This window comes from Priestia megaterium, from assembly GCF_046599315.1.
GTDB classification, from domain to species: domain Bacteria; phylum Bacillota; class Bacilli; order Bacillales; family Bacillaceae_H; genus Priestia; species Priestia megaterium_F.
Genome location: NZ_JBKIKC010000004.1, coordinates 100,808 through 118,818, shown reverse-complemented (window position 1 = coordinate 118,818; position 18,011 = coordinate 100,808). Strand labels below are relative to the sequence as shown.

22 protein-coding genes are annotated in these 18,011 nt (G+C 37.0%); 9 read left to right on the top strand and 13 right to left on the bottom strand.

Going from position 1 to position 18,011, the window contains the following annotated elements; all coding sequences use genetic code 11:
• Positions 1–34 precede the first annotated feature (34 nt).
• Together ACLHDF_RS14950 and ACLHDF_RS14945 are read left to right on the top strand one after the other, a co-directional pair.
• Positions 35–2,353, top strand: a complete 2,319-nt coding sequence (locus ACLHDF_RS14950) for an ATP-dependent helicase (protein WP_413919525.1) — start codon at positions 35–37, stop codon at positions 2,351–2,353.
• Positions 2,354–2,550: 197 nt separating this feature from the next.
• Positions 2,551–2,682, top strand: a complete 132-nt coding sequence (locus ACLHDF_RS14945; protein ID WP_413919524.1) for a hypothetical protein — start codon at positions 2,551–2,553, stop codon at positions 2,680–2,682.
• A 47-nt stretch (positions 2,683–2,729) separates the two neighbouring features.
• On the opposite strand, the gene ACLHDF_RS14940 is transcribed toward ACLHDF_RS14945, so the two are convergent.
• The 5 genes from ACLHDF_RS14940 to ACLHDF_RS14920 all read right to left on the bottom strand — a co-directional run bounded on the left by ACLHDF_RS14940 (position 2,730) and on the right by ACLHDF_RS14920 (position 4,189).
• A complete protein-coding gene (locus ACLHDF_RS14940) occupies positions 2,730–2,987 on the bottom strand; it encodes a stage VI sporulation protein F (protein WP_097813390.1) in 258 nt (85 codons plus the stop codon).
• Positions 2,988–3,119: 132 nt separating this feature from the next.
• Positions 3,120–3,236, bottom strand: coding sequence for a YjcZ family sporulation protein (locus ACLHDF_RS14935; RefSeq protein ID WP_310327506.1), 117 nt, complete (start codon positions 3,234–3,236; stop codon positions 3,120–3,122).
• A gap of 87 nt (positions 3,237–3,323) precedes the next feature.
• The gene (locus tag ACLHDF_RS14930) at positions 3,324–3,503 is read right to left on the bottom strand and encodes a hypothetical protein (protein WP_413919523.1); all 180 of its coding nucleotides are present in this window, start codon (positions 3,501–3,503) and stop codon (positions 3,324–3,326) included.
• 61 nt (positions 3,504–3,564) lie between these two features.
• On the bottom strand, positions 3,565–3,735 hold the full coding sequence (locus tag ACLHDF_RS14925; RefSeq protein WP_413919522.1) for a hypothetical protein: 171 nt from the start codon (positions 3,733–3,735) through the stop codon (positions 3,565–3,567).
• Between the two features lie 67 nt (positions 3,736–3,802).
• Positions 3,803–4,189 carry a hypothetical protein gene (locus tag ACLHDF_RS14920; protein ID WP_413919521.1) on the bottom strand — a complete coding sequence of 129 codons (387 nt, stop codon included), beginning with the start codon at positions 4,187–4,189 and terminating at the stop codon, positions 3,803–3,805.
• A 261-nt stretch (positions 4,190–4,450) separates the two neighbouring features.
• On the opposite strand from ACLHDF_RS14920, the gene ACLHDF_RS14915 reads away from it, so the two are divergent.
• Together ACLHDF_RS14915 and ACLHDF_RS14910 are read left to right on the top strand one after the other, a co-directional pair.
• Positions 4,451–5,182 (top strand): hypothetical protein, encoded by a 732-nt coding sequence (locus tag ACLHDF_RS14915; RefSeq protein ID WP_413919520.1) that lies wholly within the window; start codon positions 4,451–4,453, stop codon positions 5,180–5,182.
• A 138-nt stretch (positions 5,183–5,320) separates the two neighbouring features.
• Positions 5,321–6,154: a hypothetical protein gene (locus ACLHDF_RS14910; protein ID WP_413919519.1), complete on the top strand. Its 834-nt coding sequence runs from the start codon at positions 5,321–5,323 to the stop codon at positions 6,152–6,154.
• 47 nt (positions 6,155–6,201) lie between these two features.
• Here ACLHDF_RS14910 and ACLHDF_RS14905 read toward each other — a convergent pair whose 3' ends face one another.
• The 4 genes from ACLHDF_RS14905 to mgtE all read right to left on the bottom strand — a co-directional run bounded on the left by ACLHDF_RS14905 (position 6,202) and on the right by mgtE (position 10,889).
• Positions 6,202–6,537, bottom strand: a complete 336-nt coding sequence (locus tag ACLHDF_RS14905; protein ID WP_195781178.1) for a DUF1360 domain-containing protein — start codon at positions 6,535–6,537, stop codon at positions 6,202–6,204.
• 78 nt (positions 6,538–6,615) lie between these two features.
• Complete coding sequence (locus tag ACLHDF_RS14900; protein WP_413919518.1) at positions 6,616–7,284, bottom strand: CotO family spore coat protein; 669 nt, start codon at positions 7,282–7,284, stop codon at positions 6,616–6,618.
• Between the two features lie 209 nt (positions 7,285–7,493).
• On the bottom strand, positions 7,494–9,353 hold the full coding sequence (locus ACLHDF_RS14895; protein WP_413919517.1) for a monovalent cation:proton antiporter family protein: 1,860 nt from the start codon (positions 9,351–9,353) through the stop codon (positions 7,494–7,496).
• Between the two features lie 159 nt (positions 9,354–9,512).
• Complete coding sequence (gene mgtE / locus ACLHDF_RS14890) at positions 9,513–10,889, bottom strand: magnesium transporter (RefSeq protein ID WP_413919516.1); 1,377 nt, start codon at positions 10,887–10,889, stop codon at positions 9,513–9,515.
• Between the two features lie 177 nt (positions 10,890–11,066).
• Here mgtE and prpE point away from each other — a divergent pair, with 177 nt between their 5' ends.
• A complete protein-coding gene (prpE, locus tag ACLHDF_RS14885) occupies positions 11,067–11,807 on the top strand; it encodes a bis(5'-nucleosyl)-tetraphosphatase PrpE (protein ID WP_413919515.1) in 741 nt (246 codons plus the stop codon).
• Positions 11,808–11,842: 35 nt separating this feature from the next.
• Here prpE and ACLHDF_RS14880 read toward each other — a convergent pair whose 3' ends face one another.
• The 4 genes from ACLHDF_RS14880 to ACLHDF_RS14865 all read right to left on the bottom strand — a co-directional run bounded on the left by ACLHDF_RS14880 (position 11,843) and on the right by ACLHDF_RS14865 (position 14,658).
• Positions 11,843–12,736 carry an RluA family pseudouridine synthase gene (locus ACLHDF_RS14880; RefSeq protein ID WP_413919514.1) on the bottom strand — a complete coding sequence of 298 codons (894 nt, stop codon included), beginning with the start codon at positions 12,734–12,736 and terminating at the stop codon, positions 11,843–11,845.
• Between the two features lie 14 nt (positions 12,737–12,750).
• The gene (locus ACLHDF_RS14875; RefSeq protein ID WP_413919802.1) at positions 12,751–13,548 is read right to left on the bottom strand and encodes an NAD kinase; all 798 of its coding nucleotides are present in this window, start codon (positions 13,546–13,548) and stop codon (positions 12,751–12,753) included.
• Between the two features lie 61 nt (positions 13,549–13,609).
• Positions 13,610–14,245, bottom strand: a complete 636-nt coding sequence (locus ACLHDF_RS14870) for a GTP pyrophosphokinase (protein ID WP_413919513.1) — start codon at positions 14,243–14,245, stop codon at positions 13,610–13,612.
• A gap of 26 nt (positions 14,246–14,271) precedes the next feature.
• Entirely contained in the window at positions 14,272–14,658 is a 387-nt protein-coding gene (locus ACLHDF_RS14865; RefSeq protein WP_413919512.1) for a hypothetical protein, read from the bottom strand.
• Between the two features lie 216 nt (positions 14,659–14,874).
• Here ACLHDF_RS14865 and ACLHDF_RS14860 point away from each other — a divergent pair, with 216 nt between their 5' ends.
• The 4 genes from ACLHDF_RS14860 (at position 14,875) to ACLHDF_RS14845 (ending at position 17,733) form a co-directional block, all read left to right on the top strand.
• A complete protein-coding gene (locus ACLHDF_RS14860; RefSeq protein ID WP_413919511.1) occupies positions 14,875–15,465 on the top strand; it encodes a CYTH domain-containing protein in 591 nt (196 codons plus the stop codon).
• 4 nt (positions 15,466–15,469) lie between these two features.
• Positions 15,470–16,159 (top strand): lytic transglycosylase domain-containing protein, encoded by a 690-nt coding sequence (locus tag ACLHDF_RS14855; RefSeq protein WP_413919510.1) that lies wholly within the window; start codon positions 15,470–15,472, stop codon positions 16,157–16,159.
• Between the two features lie 285 nt (positions 16,160–16,444).
• Entirely contained in the window at positions 16,445–16,855 is a 411-nt protein-coding gene (locus tag ACLHDF_RS14850; RefSeq protein WP_251398647.1) for a globin, read from the top strand.
• 26 nt (positions 16,856–16,881) lie between these two features.
• Positions 16,882–17,733, top strand: a complete 852-nt coding sequence (locus ACLHDF_RS14845; protein ID WP_413919801.1) for a ClpXP adapter SpxH family protein — start codon at positions 16,882–16,884, stop codon at positions 17,731–17,733.
• Positions 17,734–18,011 lie beyond the last annotated feature (278 nt).

Sequence of the window (18,011 nt, the reverse complement as noted above, 5' to 3'; positions counted from 1 at the left end):
TGATTGTCTATGTTTTAAAAGGAGGCCATGTTTTTTGCAACGTGCACTTTATCAAAATCAGATACTTAATCTTGCTATAACGGCTAGAGACCGATTTCAATATTTATATGAAGCTAGTCTCCGAGGAGAAATGACGTGTGCTCACTGCGGAGAATCAGTCAAATTATATCTGGGGATTGAGCATTATCCTTACTTTTATCATACTCAAGCTCCCCATGAAAGAGAAGAGTGTTCAGACACACTATCAGAAACACCAGCTGTACAACAAATAAAAGAAAGTCCGGCTGAATATAGAGAAACCAATGGATTTCGTATTCCCAAAGGACGAGCTATTAGGGAAAAAACCTCCACTGTAAAAGAGAAAACTACATGGAGGTCTTCCACACCTTTTTCAAGTGTTCCTGCTTTCCGCTCAAAACCAGCTATTCCTAAACACTCTGACTCTCCTTATTTAAAAGAATTTAAAGAAAGTGGTATTGAATTAGATTCGAATCAATGGAAAGCTGTTACACACTCAGAAGGACCCCTCCTTATCCTAGCCGGTGCGGGAAGCGGAAAAACGCGTGTATTAACAGCTCGCACGGCATATATGATACAAGAAAAACAAATTGATCCAAAATCCATTATGCTAGTGACTTTCACCTCTAAATCAGCTAAAGAAATGAAAGAACGATTGGCTACATATCCAAATATGACCGGATTACAACTTCGTCAGATGTTAGTTGGAACTTTTCACAGCATTTTTTTACGTATGATTGTTCATCATAATCCTCAAGCTTGGCAAATGGATCGCCTGCTGAAATGGGATTGGCAAAAAGAACAGATCGTGAAAGAAGCAGCAAGAGAACTCCACGTGGATGAAAAAGAATTTCCGTTTGATCAGGCACTTCAACAAATTGGCTATTGGAAAAACACGCTTGTTGGAGTGAAAGATGTTCGTCCAAAAGATAAGTGGGAACAAGATGTTCACTTTTTATATCGTCGCTATGAAGAGGTAAAAAAACAAAAACAGCTATTCGATTTTGATGATATGCTATATGGATGTTATGAAATGCTAAAACAAAATCCTGATTTGCTAACTCGTTATCAAAAAAGATTTCGTTATTTTTTAATTGACGAATTTCAAGATATCAATAAAGTTCAATATAAAATTATGAAGATGCTAAGTGAAGACTCTAAAAACTTGTGTGTCGTAGGAGATGATGATCAATCAATCTACGCTTTCCGGGGAAGCGATCCTTCGTTCATTTTAAACTTTGAAAAAGATTTTGCTAACACAACTGTTATTACGTTAAATCAAAATTATCGTTCGGCTCACGCCATCGTTTCTTCTGCTAATAAAGTCATTGCACGAAATACAGCTCGCCGACAAAAAGAAATGGCTGCCCAGTTTGATAATGAGTTGCGACCTACATTCTTCTTTCCATACGACGAAGAAGAAGAGGCAACAATGATTGTAACGGATATGAAAGAAAAGATTAAGCAAGGCGCTTCTCCAACTGACTTTGCCGTCTTATATCGAACTCACGCTTCTTCACGCGCCATCTTTGAACGTTTATCACAGTCAAACCTGCCGTTTTCAATTGAACAAGATGCGGATTCATTTTATAAAAGAAGAATGGTTCGAAGTTTACTTTCGTTTCTACGCTTGAGCGTGAATCCAAATGACGCAAGTTCGCTACAAGATTTAGTTAACGCGCTCTTTTTAAAGAAAGCAGCCGTCAATGACTTAAAAGCAGCAAGTATTCTTCATGATGGTACATTTATTGATGCCCTTGAATATCTTCAAGATTTAAAACCTTTTCAGCAAAAAAAGCTAAAGAAAGTAATTCCTTTATTCAAATCGCTAAAATCAATGTCTCCTTCTTTGGCACTTGAGACAATTTCTAAAGATATGGGATTCGATGATTTTGTTAAAAAACGCGGAAATGAAGGAAATATGATGGAAAAAGGTTCGGATGATGTACGCGATTTAAAAGTGGTAGCACGTAAATTCAAAACCGTACCTGAACTCTTAGAGCATGTGGATCATATGATTGCCATGAACACAGAGATGAAAGCTTTAAGTAAACAATTTAATAAAAGTATTCAGCTAACCACCATTCACCGAGCAAAGGGTCTTGAATATAAACATGTGTACGTATTGAGCAGCGTAGATGGAGGATTGCCTCATGATTATGCACTAGAAGCTTATCGCAACGGAGATGATGTGCCGCTTCAAGAAGAACGGCGCCTTCTATATGTAGCAATGACGCGCGCACAAAATTCCCTTTACTTATCCGTTCCGCAAACTAGAAGAGGTAAAACTGCTTATCCTTCAAGGTTCCTGAAGTCGTTTATAAAAAAAGTATAAAGGAAAAAGAACGATTTACCGTTAAGAGGTAAATCGTTCTTTTTCTTACCTGAAGCTAGCGACTATAACCAACTTTATTCACCACTATTATTAACCAAATATTCCACTGAGAGGTATATACCCACAAGTAGATGCGTTAAACTACGTTATGTACGACATGAATTTATTCATACGCACTCGCAAGAAAAAGGTTTTTTATGTGGTTGAATCAAGTTACGTCAACTCATCCCCCTATCGCTCATCACATTAAAGAGATTAATTACTTAGCTCAGCATCCTGAATTATTTGATTTTGATCCTAGCTTATTTCATACAAATGAAAGTGCATAAATAGGAAAAAGCCCTGATGTGTCAGGGCTTTATATGAAAACATTACATTACTTTTTCTCATTTAGCATTTTAGCGATAGTCCCAAAATCAATGGATTGGTTATTGTTTGCGATTGCCTTAACAATTTGTTCTTCTTTTTGTTTTGAAATTGGCTTATTCGCAATTTGCGCTACTCGTTTCACAATGTTACGCACCGTTTGCTCATCTTTAAAATTAGCATTTTGTACAGAATTTGCAAGTTCAAAAATATCCTTCATATTAACGCCTGTTTTCTTTTCTATATTTTTAAACATATTATTATCCATTCTGCATGACCTCCTTTATTTATACTTCATCGTATGCATCGTGTGCCTAGATGGTGACCTTACATCTCATAAAAAAATAAAGTACGTGTGAAACTTCACCCGCACTTTTCGATGCCTTATTCGTAGAAGGGATTAATTATAGAAACAAACACAACCAACAATAATTAATAGAATGAATAATACAACGATTAACGCAAAACCTCCGCCATAGCCACCACCGTAGCCGTATCCGCCGAATCCACAGCCCATAATATTACACCCCCTCTGTTTGACTCTCTATACTGTATGTTCAATCACATGATTTCGTATGGGCTTTTCAACTGTTCTCTGTAAATTTCATTGTCCAAACGGATCTTCAGCATCCTGCTCATCAAGTTTTTTTACATTTTGCTGCAGCTTCCTCTCTTGCTGTTTCATCTGCTTTTCTGCTTTTTCTACTTCTTTCATTCTGTTTCGATGTTCTCTCATCATATGCTGTTCAAAAAAACGTTCAAATTCATCGAAAAAATCCGGCATATTTACACCTCTCTTCACTACATGTAAAAAAGCATTGTCAGGGTGACAATGCTTCTAGAGCTTATCGCTTTGGTAACTTTGAACCACAGCCGCAACCACCTTGTTTGGGAGAAGGGTACTGAACTGACTTAGGAATAGACTGACCTTTCTTCACCGATTGCTTTGTCATAGGTTGTGGATGATAAGGCAGTGGCTGAGGGTATTGATTAGGATTATAATGATAATACATCATGTTTCCCTCCTTTTCACAGCATCCTATCTATAACATTATATTCAGGACTAAAGAAAGACGTTCTCTCTTATTTGTCCATTTTACGCTGCATGGACAAAAACAAATCCGTGCTGCTTTTTGGTTTCCTTGCTCTCGGTGCTTCCACCCTTTCTTTCTCTGTCACTTCTCCCAGCCTGCTCTGTAGCTCCTGAATCGTTTCTGGTGCATGATCATCATACTGCACAATTGACTGTTCATTTTTTGATTTTTGTTCATTGACACATGCCTTAAGCCAATCTATTTTTTCTTGCAGCTTTCTTTTTTCTTGTTCATGCTTTTCCTTTAATACAGCTAACTCTTCTTTCATATCTTCATATTCAAATTCTTGATGCTTGAACTTTTGATATTCTTCCTTATAAAAAGCCAGCTCTGACTTTAATGAAGAGATATTTTGTTTCGCTTTTTCCTCACTCATGCTGCTCACTCCTTCATTATAAACAATGCACAAACCTCTGAAAATCAATTAAAGATGAATAACACTTTTTACTAACATGAATATGCTGTAATTGAGTTTATTATTTCCTTCATTTTTTATGCTCGCTTCATCCAGAAATTATTGCTATAAATTCCGCTTTTACTAAGGAACATAAAAGTAAGTCATTCATACACTATAGTAGTCCGATACCTAGTAACGAACAGCGTAAAGGAAGGACAATTACAATTAGGAGGTTTAAAAATGGGAGAACATTTTGAAGCATTGTGTATCCGCGTACCTAAAGTGTACGATTGGGTCAGACGTCAAGTGATTTTGCCACAAATCTTTACAAATGACGCTTCACTATTTGATGAAGAAGCGCTTGAAGATTTAGGCCATGATGTAGAAGTAGAAGTTATTTTAACCGATAGTAAAGGACACTCGGTAGACGTTTCAGATGAAGAGGCGCTCGATCATGTAATTGAGCTTGTGCCACAAGGTGGTCGCAAACCTAAGAAGATCATTTTACCAGACGGAGAAATTGTTATTCTTCATGAAGTAAAATTATCAATTAGCGGTTTTTATAAAATTAGGTTAATTAATTTAGGTGGACATCATAAATACAGCGATGTCGAATCTAGTGTTATTCCTTGGAAAATACATCAAACATTCTATCTTTGCGCACCTGAAGGAACAGAACCTGTTGTACACCTTGATTCTTTTGAAGGAACTGATGGTTCTATTAGATTATCAGACATTCACTTACAGCAGCTAAGCTTCGATCTTGTGTTAGGTCTAAGTGTGCAAATTGAAAAAGATGTTAAGATTGAAGTAGAAGGAAGCTTCTGTTATCCTCGCCCCGAAGTTATTTCTACAAGCGGTTTCTCACCGATTGAATATCCACCTCAGTGTGAAGCTATCTTCCCTGGAAGACCTTATCGTGATTCTGATGAAAGTGACTTCGAAAGTGACTTTGAAAGTGACTTTGATTAACCGGATAACCTCAGAGGAGAATATTTCTCCTCTTTTTTCATCGTTTACAAGCTTTGTGCATACATATAAATAAAACTGCTGTGAGCAGCTCTGGTTTACAAAGCTGCTTCATAGCTCAGCAGGAAAGGAGACTAGTACATGAGTCGTAACTCCCCTTCTCCTAAAGATGATTTAACTCAATTAAAACAAAAGCTCATTCACTATAAATCGGAAATTCGGCACGTACAGAACCAATTAAAAAGCTATGAACGAGCTTTAGAGCGAGAAAAAGAAAATACATCATTTTGGAAGAAAAAACACGCTGAGACGCTTTCTACATCTGAAAAAGAAGTAGAAATTGAAGGGTTAGAAAGAGAGCTGGATTTACTGAGAAACGAGCTTTCCGAGCAAAAAATTATTGCCGAAGCATTTCGGGAGAAAGCATCGAGAAAACAGCCGATTATTGAAGAAAAGATCGTGGAAAAAGTAATCGAAAAGGTTGTAGAAAGGCCCGTAGAAAGGTTTGAAAAGAGTGATATCCTCTGTTTTTTTCAACATTCTATACTGCTGCCAGAACAAAGTGAAAGCGAGCTGATGATATTCGGCAACGTAATTATTCAAAATCAAACGAGCAGTACTTTACACTCTCCCGTGCTTTGCTTAAAAATGCAGCCCACCGCTTCGTCTACATTAAGCGGGAAGATTGTTGATGAAAAAAGCATTGAAGCTTCTAGTATTCCCTCTTCTTCTTTAGAATGGCGCTACGCTCATCCAAAATGGAACGAAAAAATTCAAAATGACGGTGAGTATTGGATCAAACCTATTAAGCAAACATCATTAAAGCCAAAGGACAAATTACTATTTGACTCCTTTCAAGTAGTTATTCCTCTATCCTCTGATAAGACCTCATTTATTCTCGAAGGCTTTTTCTATAGTGAAGAGTGGCAAGAAGGCATTCCTTTTTTAAATAAAGTTGTGCTAAATTTCCCTTAATTATTAAAAGACATATTGAAGTTCAATATGTCTTTTAACTCGTCCATTTATTTCATAAAAGATTCTACAATTCCTGCACATCCTGCAATAGCAAGTATTGTAATGATAGGAATAGCAATGTGCGGGACCGCTACATAACTAAAATAAATTCCTACTGCACACCATATGCCCGTACACCAATAACAGCTGAGCAGCTCTCCAATCCATCTTTGCAGCCCTTTCCCTTTTATTTCTAAGTATGTTATCCTATTTCCTTCTTCATCTTGATCTTCTACAATTTTGTGAAACGGTTTACGAATAAAAGCCGTAATTTTATCAAAAACGATTAGGCGAGTAAGCCGAAACGTCGCAAAGACAAATAACGTTAGATAAATCCATGTCATCTTCATTCCTCCGTGCATTCACAATGCTTATGAAAATAAAAGCTAACGTGCTTTTTCACTGTTAGCTTTTAGCGTTACTTAAATTTTAATGATAGATATGGTCTGAATATCATTAAATGTCAACACTTTCTTCTCTTTATTAGGAGGAATGCTTACGTACAAACTTCCTTCTTTGAGTTCTAAAATTGTTCCTATATATTTTTGATTTTGACACGCAATTTCACAAATAGGTTGAGACATATGAGCTGGAAAGCTACATAGAAACTCAATTTTTTCTTTGACCGTCATAGACTGAAACATTTTATTTGGCTTTTTAGTCTCTGATTGCGGTATATTCACAGGAACAATTGAATGTTCTACACCTTTTTCCTGTTTAATTTCTTTCTTTGTTTCTACATCTTTTTTCTGCTTAATTTCTTTCTTAATTTCTACATCTTTTTCCTGCTTAATTTCTTTCTTAATTTCTACATCTTTTTCCTGCTTAATTTCTTTCTTAATTTCTTTCTTAATTTCTATATCATTTCCCTGCTTAATTTCTTCTACTTTTTCTACCTCAGGCTCGTTAACTTCTTGAATAGAAGAAAAGCTGGGCTCTTCTTTTAACACATGCTCTTTCTTTATTTCTTTATTGTCTTGCTGTTTTGAACTAAAATAATATTGCATAGAACGCTGATTTTGCGTAGCGTTTGGCTGGACAATGTACATTAGCGGCTCGTTTTCTTCTGGCTTAGATTTTGAGTTAGTCATGAAGCATACCTCCAATTGCTTGTTATCGTTCTTTTAAAAATGTATGCTTGCACACGGAAAAACTTGTTTATTTTTTTATGGTAGCCTTTTTTGATGTAAAACCAGCACTATACTTTTGCCTCCAGCATTGAAAAAAACACACAAAAAAGCGCTGCATATGCAGCGCTTTTTACTCGTTCAATAAGGTAGAAGGATAAATTCACACCTAATCATCTAATTTTATACTCAAGAAGCATACGCAATTCATTCACATACGAACGAGACCCTGTTACAATCAAACGATCATCAAATTCAAGTTCCGTATCACCATGAGGTACAATTGAATCTTTACCTCTAAAGATTCGAACAAAAATCACGTCTCCTGTAAATGGAAACTTACGAAGCTCTACCCCCTCATATTTAGGGTTACGCATATTGATTTGATAAAGTGCTGTTTCTTGATTCGTTAAGATATTTAAAATATTTGGTGATTCGATTAAAGCTTTTAGCAATGCAGTCGTAGATAACAGCACAGAAAAAACTTCAATGTTATTTTCTTTCATCTTTTTATCTAATACAGGACTTTCTACGCGGGCAATAACCCGTTCTGTACCATACTCTTTTGCAAATAAAGCAATGTCACTATTTCTCTCTTCTTCTCCAGTTGTCACAACTAATACATCCGCATCTAAAATTCCCATACATTTCAAGTTTTCTTTATTATATTCATCGATGTCTACAATATTAAAAATAGAATCTGACGTACGATTTTCAATCTTATCCTGAGTAGGATGATAAATCGTAACATCATATAAATCTAGATCCATTTCTCGAATAACCGGAAGTGTAAATTGATTTGCACCGAGCATATTGACCTTCAGCTTTTTTTCACTGAGTTCTGGCTTTGGAAATAGCTTTCTAAAGATAATAGGTGTAATAATACACGTAATAACCGCCACCAAAATCAGCGCACCGGACATTTGAGAATCAATAACACCGATATTTTCACCAACCGTTGCGGCTGCAATAACGAGTGATAAAGTCGATGTTAAAAGAAAACCCGATGCCAAAACGGTTTTCATATCATACCATTTTCTTAAGATTAATACCGGAACTAGCTTGGATATTAATAGTGCAATGAATAATAAAGGCATTAAAATCAGCACTTTTTTATCACTGAACAATGACCAAACGTCAAGCTTAACTCCTACCATCACAAAAAAGATAGGAATTAAAAATCCGTAGCCAAATGAATCCAATTTATGAACTAAATTTTTATTAGGCGCAAGAAGCGAAACGAGTGATCCTGCCAAAAAAGCGCCTAAAATGTTCTCAACACCAATTGACTCCGAAAGGCCCACCAGAATGATAATAAGTGCAAAAACGGCACGTGTGTCGATTTGAATTGTGCCTTTAGACATTGTTTCAAGAAACGATCGATTTTTAAACTGCTTCCCTATGAAGTATAAAATCACTCCTACTCCAAATAAAATTAAAATCAACCACGTATTACTATTTCCTGATTTATCATAGACGGAAGCAAATACTGCTAGTAAAATCATCGTCACTAAGTCTGCAATAACCGCAATTAGTAAAATGGTTTGTCCAATAGGTTTTTTCATAATCTGTGCATCTTTTAATGTTGGCACTACTACTCCTAGTGAAATGGTAGAAATAATTAGCGTCATCAAAAAGGCGTTATCAATAAAACCTGTCCATACAAAAATATAGGACAAAAATAGTGAAACAGCAAAGATAGCCGCGAACACTAGTATAGAAATGGAAAAAGCATTTGGCACCTTCTCTCCTGATGGCTTTTTTTCTTTTGAATTTCCTCCAGCAAAAGCAGAAAAATCAATTTCTAAACCACTTAAAAACATCAAAAAGATAAAGCCTAAGGTGGAAAGTGTTTCAAGCCACATATCCTGCTCAACAAGGTCAAAACCACTTTTCCCTATAATTAATCCCATAATAATTTCAGCAACAACTACAGGTATGACGTTGAGTTTAAACCGATGCAACAGTATAGGCGTTAAAAAGGCCAAACTAATAACAATAACAAGTGATGTAAAAGATGCATGTTGTTCCATTAGATTTCCCTCCTTTTACCTTCGCTATTTATAAAAACGAAGACATTACTATTCAAAATCAAAGGTCAATCATAAAAGCTTGGAAGTTCTCTGTCAACTATATGAACTCATAATGAAAATCCGACATGATTACTCATGCCGAATTCTAAAGTTTTTTCATTATTTTAAATAACTCATAAATGTTGTCGCTAGACCGAAGTAAATTAAAATACTAATAAGATCATTAATCGTTGTAATAAATGGGCCTGATGCGACTGCAGGGTCAATTTTGAACCTGTGCATGAGAAGCGGGATAAATGCTCCTGCTAGTGTAGCTATAATCAATGTTGAAAATACAGAGACGCCTACCAAAGCACCTAAAATAAGATCACCTTGCCAAATATAAACAATTAATACAACTAAAAGTCCGCATGATGCGCCCGTAATCATTCCGGTAGCTGCTTCTCGGATTAACAGCTTAAATTTGCTTTCTTCTTCAATTTCTCCCGTCGCCAGTCCACGAACCGCAACGGCTAGTGCCTGTGTTCCTGTATTACCAGCCATGCCGCCAATTAAAGGTATAAATACAGCTAAGATAGCTACTTGATTCAACGTATCTTCAAAACGTCCAATTAAACTCGCTGTCATCATTCCTAAAAATAGCAAAATGATGAGCCAAGGCAGCCTCTTTTTTGCTGCTACTAAAGGGTTGTGATCAATTGTATCATCTACGTCACTAATACCGGCTAATTTAGAATAGTCATCCGACGCCTCTTCATCAAGAACGTCCATCACATCATCAACTGTAATAATTCCGAGAAGATGCTGCTGAAAATCAACAACTGGAAGCGCAAGGAAGTTGTAATCGCGCATAATACGCGCCACTTCTTCTTGGTCTTCTGCTACTGACACTGATACGACTCGTTCATTCATAACTTCACTTATCATCGTATCTTCATCAGCTATAATTAAATCACGAAGAGAGATAACACCTGCTAGATGCTTTTGCTCATCAATAACAAATACATAATAAATCGTTTCTGCTTCCGGAGCTTCTCTGCGTAAAATGTGCATAGCTGAATGTACGGTTTGATTTTCACGAATGGCTACAAACTCAGTCGTCATAATACTTCCAGCGGTATACTCCTCGTAATGAAGCAACTCCTTAATTTCATCGGCTGCTTCTTCATCCATAATCGTTAAATAACTCGCTACTTGTTCTTTATCAAGTTCATTTAACACGTCAACGGCATCATCGGCAGACATTTCCGAAAGCATATCTGCAGCAAAATTCGGATGCATCTCTGAGAGAATTTCCTGATACTCTTCTTCTCGTATCTCTACATTTTCGAAGATATCCGCCATTTCTTCTGGAGATAACATCTCATACAGCGCAAATCTGGAAGGTTCATCCAATCCTTCAAAAAATTGAGCTTGGTCATACGTATGCATATGTAAAAATTCTTGACGAAATGCATCGATTTCATTTTTTTCTAAAAGTGATAATAAATGTTCGGCGAACCATGCCTTTTCTTCTTTTTCAATTGAATCCGTCATGTCTTCAACCTCCCTGTCACACAAAACTCATTTAACTGTATGATGAATTTTGTTTTTTTTCAACTCATAGCTCTTTACTCTTTTCCCAATAATATATAAGTTCTACACATAGTTTGCTCCATATAAGGGTAATTTTATATCGTCAAAGGAAAAACCTTTTAAGGATGTGGATAAAAGATGAAAGTAGATGTAATAGGCGATATCCATGGGTGCTACGATGAATTAAAAGCATTAATAGAAAAAATGGGATATGAGTGGCAAGACGGGATCCCTGTCCACGCTGCCGGAAGGCGCCTTGGCTTTGTAGGTGATTTAACAGACCGAGGCCCCCATTCATTAAAAGTGATTGAGCTCGTATGGTCGCTTGTAATGAAGCATCAGCAGGCCTACTACTGTCCAGGCAATCACTGCAATAAGCTATATCGCTTCTTTTCCGGTAACAACGTGCAAATTACTCATGGGTTGGAAACGACCGTTGCTGAGTACGAGGCTTTGTCTTCAAGAGAACAGAAAATCATTAAAAAAAAGTTTATTGAGCTTTATGAACAATCACCTCTATATGTACAGCTTGATCGAAACCAATTAATTATTGCTCACGCCGGTCTTAAAGCTGAATACATCGGCAGAACAGATAAAAAAGTAAAAACCTTTGTGTTATATGGAGACATTACGGGTGAAAAACACCTAAACGGCATGCCTGTCCGGCGAGATTGGGCTAAATACTATAATGGAAAACCTTTTATCGTGTATGGCCATACACCCGTAGTAAAAGCCAGAAAAATTCATAATACCATTAATATTGATACAGGCGCAGTTTTTGGAGGAGCTTTAACGGCGTTTCAGTATCCTGAAGGGAGTATTGTATCCGTTCCCTCATCTATGCCTTATATGGAGGAAAAATTTAATCACTTTGTGTAAAAAGAAAGTCGCTTTTCATTAAATAAAAGCGACTTTTATCTTGCGATTTGAAGTTTCTGCATATCTGACGGCAAAGGTGCTGTAAAAGATAATGTTTTTTGTAAAAAAGGATGAAAAAAAGTGAGCTCATAACTGTGGAGAGCCTGACGAGAAATAAGATGATTCGTTCCGCCATATAGAGTATCTCCAAGCAGTGGATATCCTTTATAAGCCATATGAACACGAATTTGGTGAGTTCTTCCTGTCTCAAGCGAAAGAGCAACTTCTGTAAAAGAAGAATACTGGCGAAGCGCCGTATAGTGTGTAATAGCATGCTGTCCATCTTCTCTTACTTCTCGTTCGATGATACTTGATTTTTTTCGGCCAATCGGTGCCCTTATTGTTTCCTTGCCAACAAGCTTACCATGAACAAAAGCTCGGTATACGCGTTTAATTTCATGTTCTTTTTGTGCTTTAGAGAATAAATAATGAACGTGCCTATGCTTGGCGACAATCAGCAGTCCAGATGTGTCTCGGTCCAACCTATTCACAAGATGAACAGTTGAATTAATATTATTTTTCTCATAATAATAAAGCACAGCATTACTTAACGACCACGTTAGATGTTCTCGAGAAGGTATACTTGGCATGTTTGGTTGCTTATTCAAAACTAATATATACTCGTCTTCATATACAATATCCAAAGGAATAGCTTTAGGAAGAAGGCTTTCACTTGCTTTTTCTGGCGGAAATGCTACCTTGATTTCATCACCTTTTTGCAGAATATATCGAACCGTTGCATGCTTTCCATTTACTTCAATTGCTCCTCCTCTGAACTTAATGTCCGTCAGAGAAGCTTTAGAAATATCATGTTCTTTTAAAAATTCACGAACCGCTACACCCTTGAAAGAGTCATCCACGGTCCAACTTAACGTAAAAACTTGTTTCATTCTCTTACCTACCTTTAATCATCACATACAAAAGAGTCTCTGACACGCTGCCAGAAAGGAAACGCGCGGAAGCGAGCAAATCGAATTTTTTCACTTGCTACCCGAAATTGAATCGACTTTACATCTTTATGTAAAAGAGTTAAATGATCAATGGTAATCTGAAAGTCTGCGTCGTTTACAGGCTTTAACAGCGCTGTATGATGTCCAGGAAGAACCAATGGAGAACCTATCGTACGGAACACTCGATTGTTAATAGAAGCCATTTCAGCAATTTGAATAGCTTGAAGCGAAGGGTGTAAAATTGCGCCTCCAAGGGATTTGTTATAAGCTGTGCTTCCCGAAGGAGTAGATACGCAAAGGCCGTCTCCTCGAAATGTTTCAAATCGCTGCCCTTTAATTTCCACATCCATCACTAAAGAACCTTCTACACTTTTTACCGTGCATTCATTCAGAGCTAAGTATCGAGCTTCGCGTCCACCGTTTGTATAGCGAATAATCACTTCGAGCAGTGGATACTCTACAATCTGATAGGGTGTCTTTGCAATAGCAATCACAAGCTTTTCAATCTCATCAGGTGTCCAATCTGCGTAAAAGCCTAAATGGCCGGTATGAACACCAATAAAAGCCGTCTTATCAAGTCGGTTTCGATAGCGGTGAAACGCGTAGAGAAGCGTTCCATCCCCTCCTACTGACACCACAATATCAGGCTGGTTTTCATCATATTCTAAATGAAAATCTAATAAATACGTTTTCATTTTTTGCATAAGCGTATTTGATACTTGATTGCCTTTTGAGGTAATAGCAAATTTTATTGTCTCCACCTAATCCTCTCCCCCTATCTATCCAATATACAAAGCTGTTGCTGAATCATCCTTAAGATTCTTCCGCCGATTCTTTTTTTCGTGAGAAAATAGCCTGGGCTTCTTGAATCTCACCGCGAATTTGAGACATTTCTTCATCGAGCTGTGTAGCCGCTTCAGAAGCACGCTGAAGTCGCTTCTTGATATTCTCAGGAAATTTCCCGCTGTACTTATAATTTAAAGAATGCTCAATTGTAGCCCAAAAATTCATAGCCAGTGTACGAATTTGAATTTCCACTAAAATTTTCTTTTCACCTTTAATTGTTTGAACAGGATAACATACGACCACATGATATGAACGATAGCCGCTTTCTTTTTTATGAAGAATATAATCTCTTTCTTCAATCACTTCAAAGTCTGTACGCTGACGAAGAAGCTCTACCACTGCTTTAATATCGTCTGTAAATTGACACATCATACGAAGTCCTGCAATATCCTGCATCTCTTCCTCTAAGCGATCGAGAGAAATTCCCTTTCGGGTCGCTTTATCCAAAATACTGGCGATCGGCTTTACTCGTCCCGTCACGAATTCAATAGGTGAATGCGTAGACTTCATATCATACTGAGAGCGAATTCCCTTTAATTTCACCTTAAGTTCTTCAACGGCTTGTTTATACGGTGCTAAAAATAAATCCCAATGCCTGATCATTAATAACACCCCCCTTTTTCTCTCTATTACTTATTTTCTTTATCTAAGAATACTTCCTCTACTCTCGCTACCATCTCATCTCCATAATTCACATTTCCTTCGATATTACTAATGAGATAAGATAGCTCTTCTTTAACAGCTGATAGCTCAATTACTTCTTTATTAATTTCTAAAAATACTTTCATATCTTTATGTAAGACGTGCTTTAAATTTGCCCAAATATTATCACTGAGGCCAACGTACATAAATTGATCGTTAATATCTACAACATATACAAATGACATGTTATCTGAGTCAACAAGCATTTGTTTTGTATCTTCCATTTGTTCGATTTCCGTCTCAATAGGGTCTGCTTTTAAATGTAATTCATTTGATTTCATCACACAGGTAGTGATGTCAATTCGATTGTGCATAAATAAACTCCTTCCAACTATACAATTCGTTACTATTTTAACACATTCGAGGAACGTTTAATAAAGCTAAAACCTAAACAATCCGTATTTCTTCGTTTTCCAAGTTCTCCCTATGGATATTCCTGTTAGGAAATGTAGTTTTACTGTCTCAAAAAGTGTGATAAATTAAGATGGAAAGTGCCTTACCAAAAGACCTAAATTAAAAGGATGATTTCATTGAAACAAGAAATTGAAATTGAATTTAAAAATATACTAACGAAAGAAGAGTTTGACCGTCTCAGCTCACACTTTCAATTAACTGAAAATCAGTTTGTATCTCAAGAAAACCACTACTTTGATACACCTGCTTTCTCACTAAAAGACTGCGGGGCTGCCCTGCGAATTCGAAGCAAAAAAGATAAGTTCGTTCTCACGCTTAAACAGCCTCATCAAGAGGGTCTTTTAGAAACACATGAGGCATTAACAAATGAACAAGCTAAAGAATTGCTAGATGGCAGCATACAGATTCCGTCAACGATTCAGCAGCTTATTACTGATTTACAAGTCGATAGCCATACGCTAACTTATTTTGGTACGTTGCGTACAAATCGGGCAGAAATTCCGTATAAAAATGGATTACTTGTACTCGATCATAGCTTTTATCTAGATGCCGAAGATTATGAAATTGAATACGAAGTAACCGATGCCAATGAAGGGGCAAAATATTTTGAGCAGTTGCTTACAGAGTTTGACATCAAAAAGAAACCAACGGAAAACAAAATTCGACGGTTTTACAAGCGAAAATATACGTTAATGGATGGAGAATAAATTCATGAGCATGAATATTAACAATTACACGTCTTCTGTTCAATTTCCTAGGACTCAGCCATTTTCAATCAACAATCAGCTGTCAGCAGCTAACTCGATGTTTGGTACAACTTTACTCTCTGTATTCGCTCAGCTTTTTCAAGACTACATCAATCAAGAACCTCAAATGAGCACCGATCTTTACTTGAAGGCATCACAGGTGATTCCAACTATGACAGTTCAAATGCAGTCTCAGCCATCTGTCTCTTCCTTAGGTAAGGCAGCGTCTTCATCTGCTGCCTTACCTGTACAAAAAAAAGAAACGGCAAAGGACAGTTCTCATGATATACAAACGATAATTACTGAAGCAGCTGCACGCTATCAGCTGGATCCTAAACTTATTCGTTCTGTTATTAAACAAGAGTCAAACTTTAATCCATCTGCCAAAAGTTCTGTCGGAGCGGCTGGGCTTATGCAGCTAATGCCAGCAACTGCTAAAGCTCTTGGTGTAGAAAATCCATACGACTCCAAACAAAATGTATTTGGAGGAGCCAAATATCTTCGACAGATGTTAGATAAATACAATGGAAACGTAAAATTAGCGTTGGCGGCCTATAATGCGGGACCAGGTAATGTCGATAAATACGGCGGAGTACCTCCTTTTCAAGAAACACAAAAATATGTAAATAAAATTATGTCTTCTTATTTGGTGTAAAAGAGTCAAATCATTCGCTGTCAGAACATAGAATGGCTATAGTTTGTCAAGGTTACACTATATAAACAGAAGGAAACTTTTGTGAAAGTGTTCTTTTGGTTCTCATACTAGTGAGTCGTCACAACAGCTTAGACTTTTCATATGTAAAATTCCACTTTATCTCTTTTCCAGTAGAAGAAGTAAGCGGATAGTTTGAGTTAACGAAATGACACTGCTAAAATTAAGGAAAGTAAAAAACACCAAAGAGGTAAGACGTATATTTCTTATAACAAAGGAGTTATCAACATGAGAGAAAAAATCCACTCCCCTTACGAATTATTAGGCGGTGAACATACGATTTCAAAACTTGTTGATGCTTTTTATACACGCGTTGGACAACATCCTGAGCTCGCGCCAATTTTTCCTGATGATTTAACAGAAACAGCACGAAAGCAAAAGCAATTTCTGACACAATATTTAGGAGGCCCTTCGTTATACACCGAAGAGCATGGTCATCCCATGCTGAGAGCTAGGCATCTTCCTTTTGAAATTACACCGTCAAGAGCCAAAGCCTGGCTGACGTGTATGCATGAAGCAATGGACGAAATTAATTTAGAAGGCCCTGAGAGAGATGGACTTTATCATCGTCTTATTTTAACTGCCCAACACATGATTAACTCACCGGAACAGACAGATGAGAAAGGATTTTCACATTGAGTAATCTAAATAGCCAATATCCATCCTTGCATCAGCTTTGTCAAGGTTCAAATAAAAAACCGCTTGAAATCTATGTATTTGTTGACCCTCTTTGCCCGGAATGCTGGGCACTCGAGCCTATTCTAAAGAAGTTACAAATAGAATATGGTCAGCTGTTATCCCTCAAGCATGTGCTTGGCGGAAACTTGCAGCAATTAAATATTGGAGCACAGCAAAGATTTGAACATATCGCAAAATCATGGGAGAAAACTGGAAGCCGCTCCGGCATGTCATGTGACGGCAATCTGTGGCTTGAAAATCCAATTGATACTCCTTATGCTGCATCAATTGCAATTAAAGCGGCTGGGCTGCAAGGTAAGAAACAGGGAATTCGCTTTTTGAGAAGACTTCAAGAAGTAGTATTTTTAGAAAAACAAAATGTTACAGAAGAATCTGTCTTAATACAATGTGCAAAACATGTGGGGCTAGATGTTAATGAATTTGTAAAAGATTTGCATTCAGATTACGCTGCGAAGGCCTTTCAATGTGATCTAAAAATCACGTCGGAAATGGATGTCGATGAGATTCCAACTCTTGTGTTCTTCAACGAGAAAGTTGAAGAAGAAGGCATTAAGATATCAGGATACTATTCGTACGAAACATACGTACACATCATTAAAGAGATGTTAGAAATTGACCCAGATCCAGCTTGTCTTCCGCCTCTTCGTTCATTTTTAAGGTATTTTCAATTTGTTGCTTCAAAAGAAGTTGCAGTTGTGTATGGTTTATCATTAGAAGAGGCCGAAAAAGAATTGAAAAAACTTCAGCTTCAGCAACTTGTGGAGAGAGTTCCTGTCAAGTACGGAACCTTTTGGCGAAGTACTGAAAAGAGCTGTTAATCATTAAATATCGATGCTTATACAACATATAAGCATCGACTAAACAAAAAAGACTTGGCTTTCGCCAAGTCTTTTCGTTTGTCTTAAGACAACAAGGGGATGGGAGAAATTTTTCACGGTCAAACAAAGGGGTATATGTTTGTTTTGTGATAAACTTCACGATTAATACTATAGCAAATTATGTCGACTTTTGGCAACCCCTTTTTTCAATTTTATTCATTTTTTTATAAAAAAACTTCATAAACAGCCAGATTCAATCATATAGTACAACCAACCAT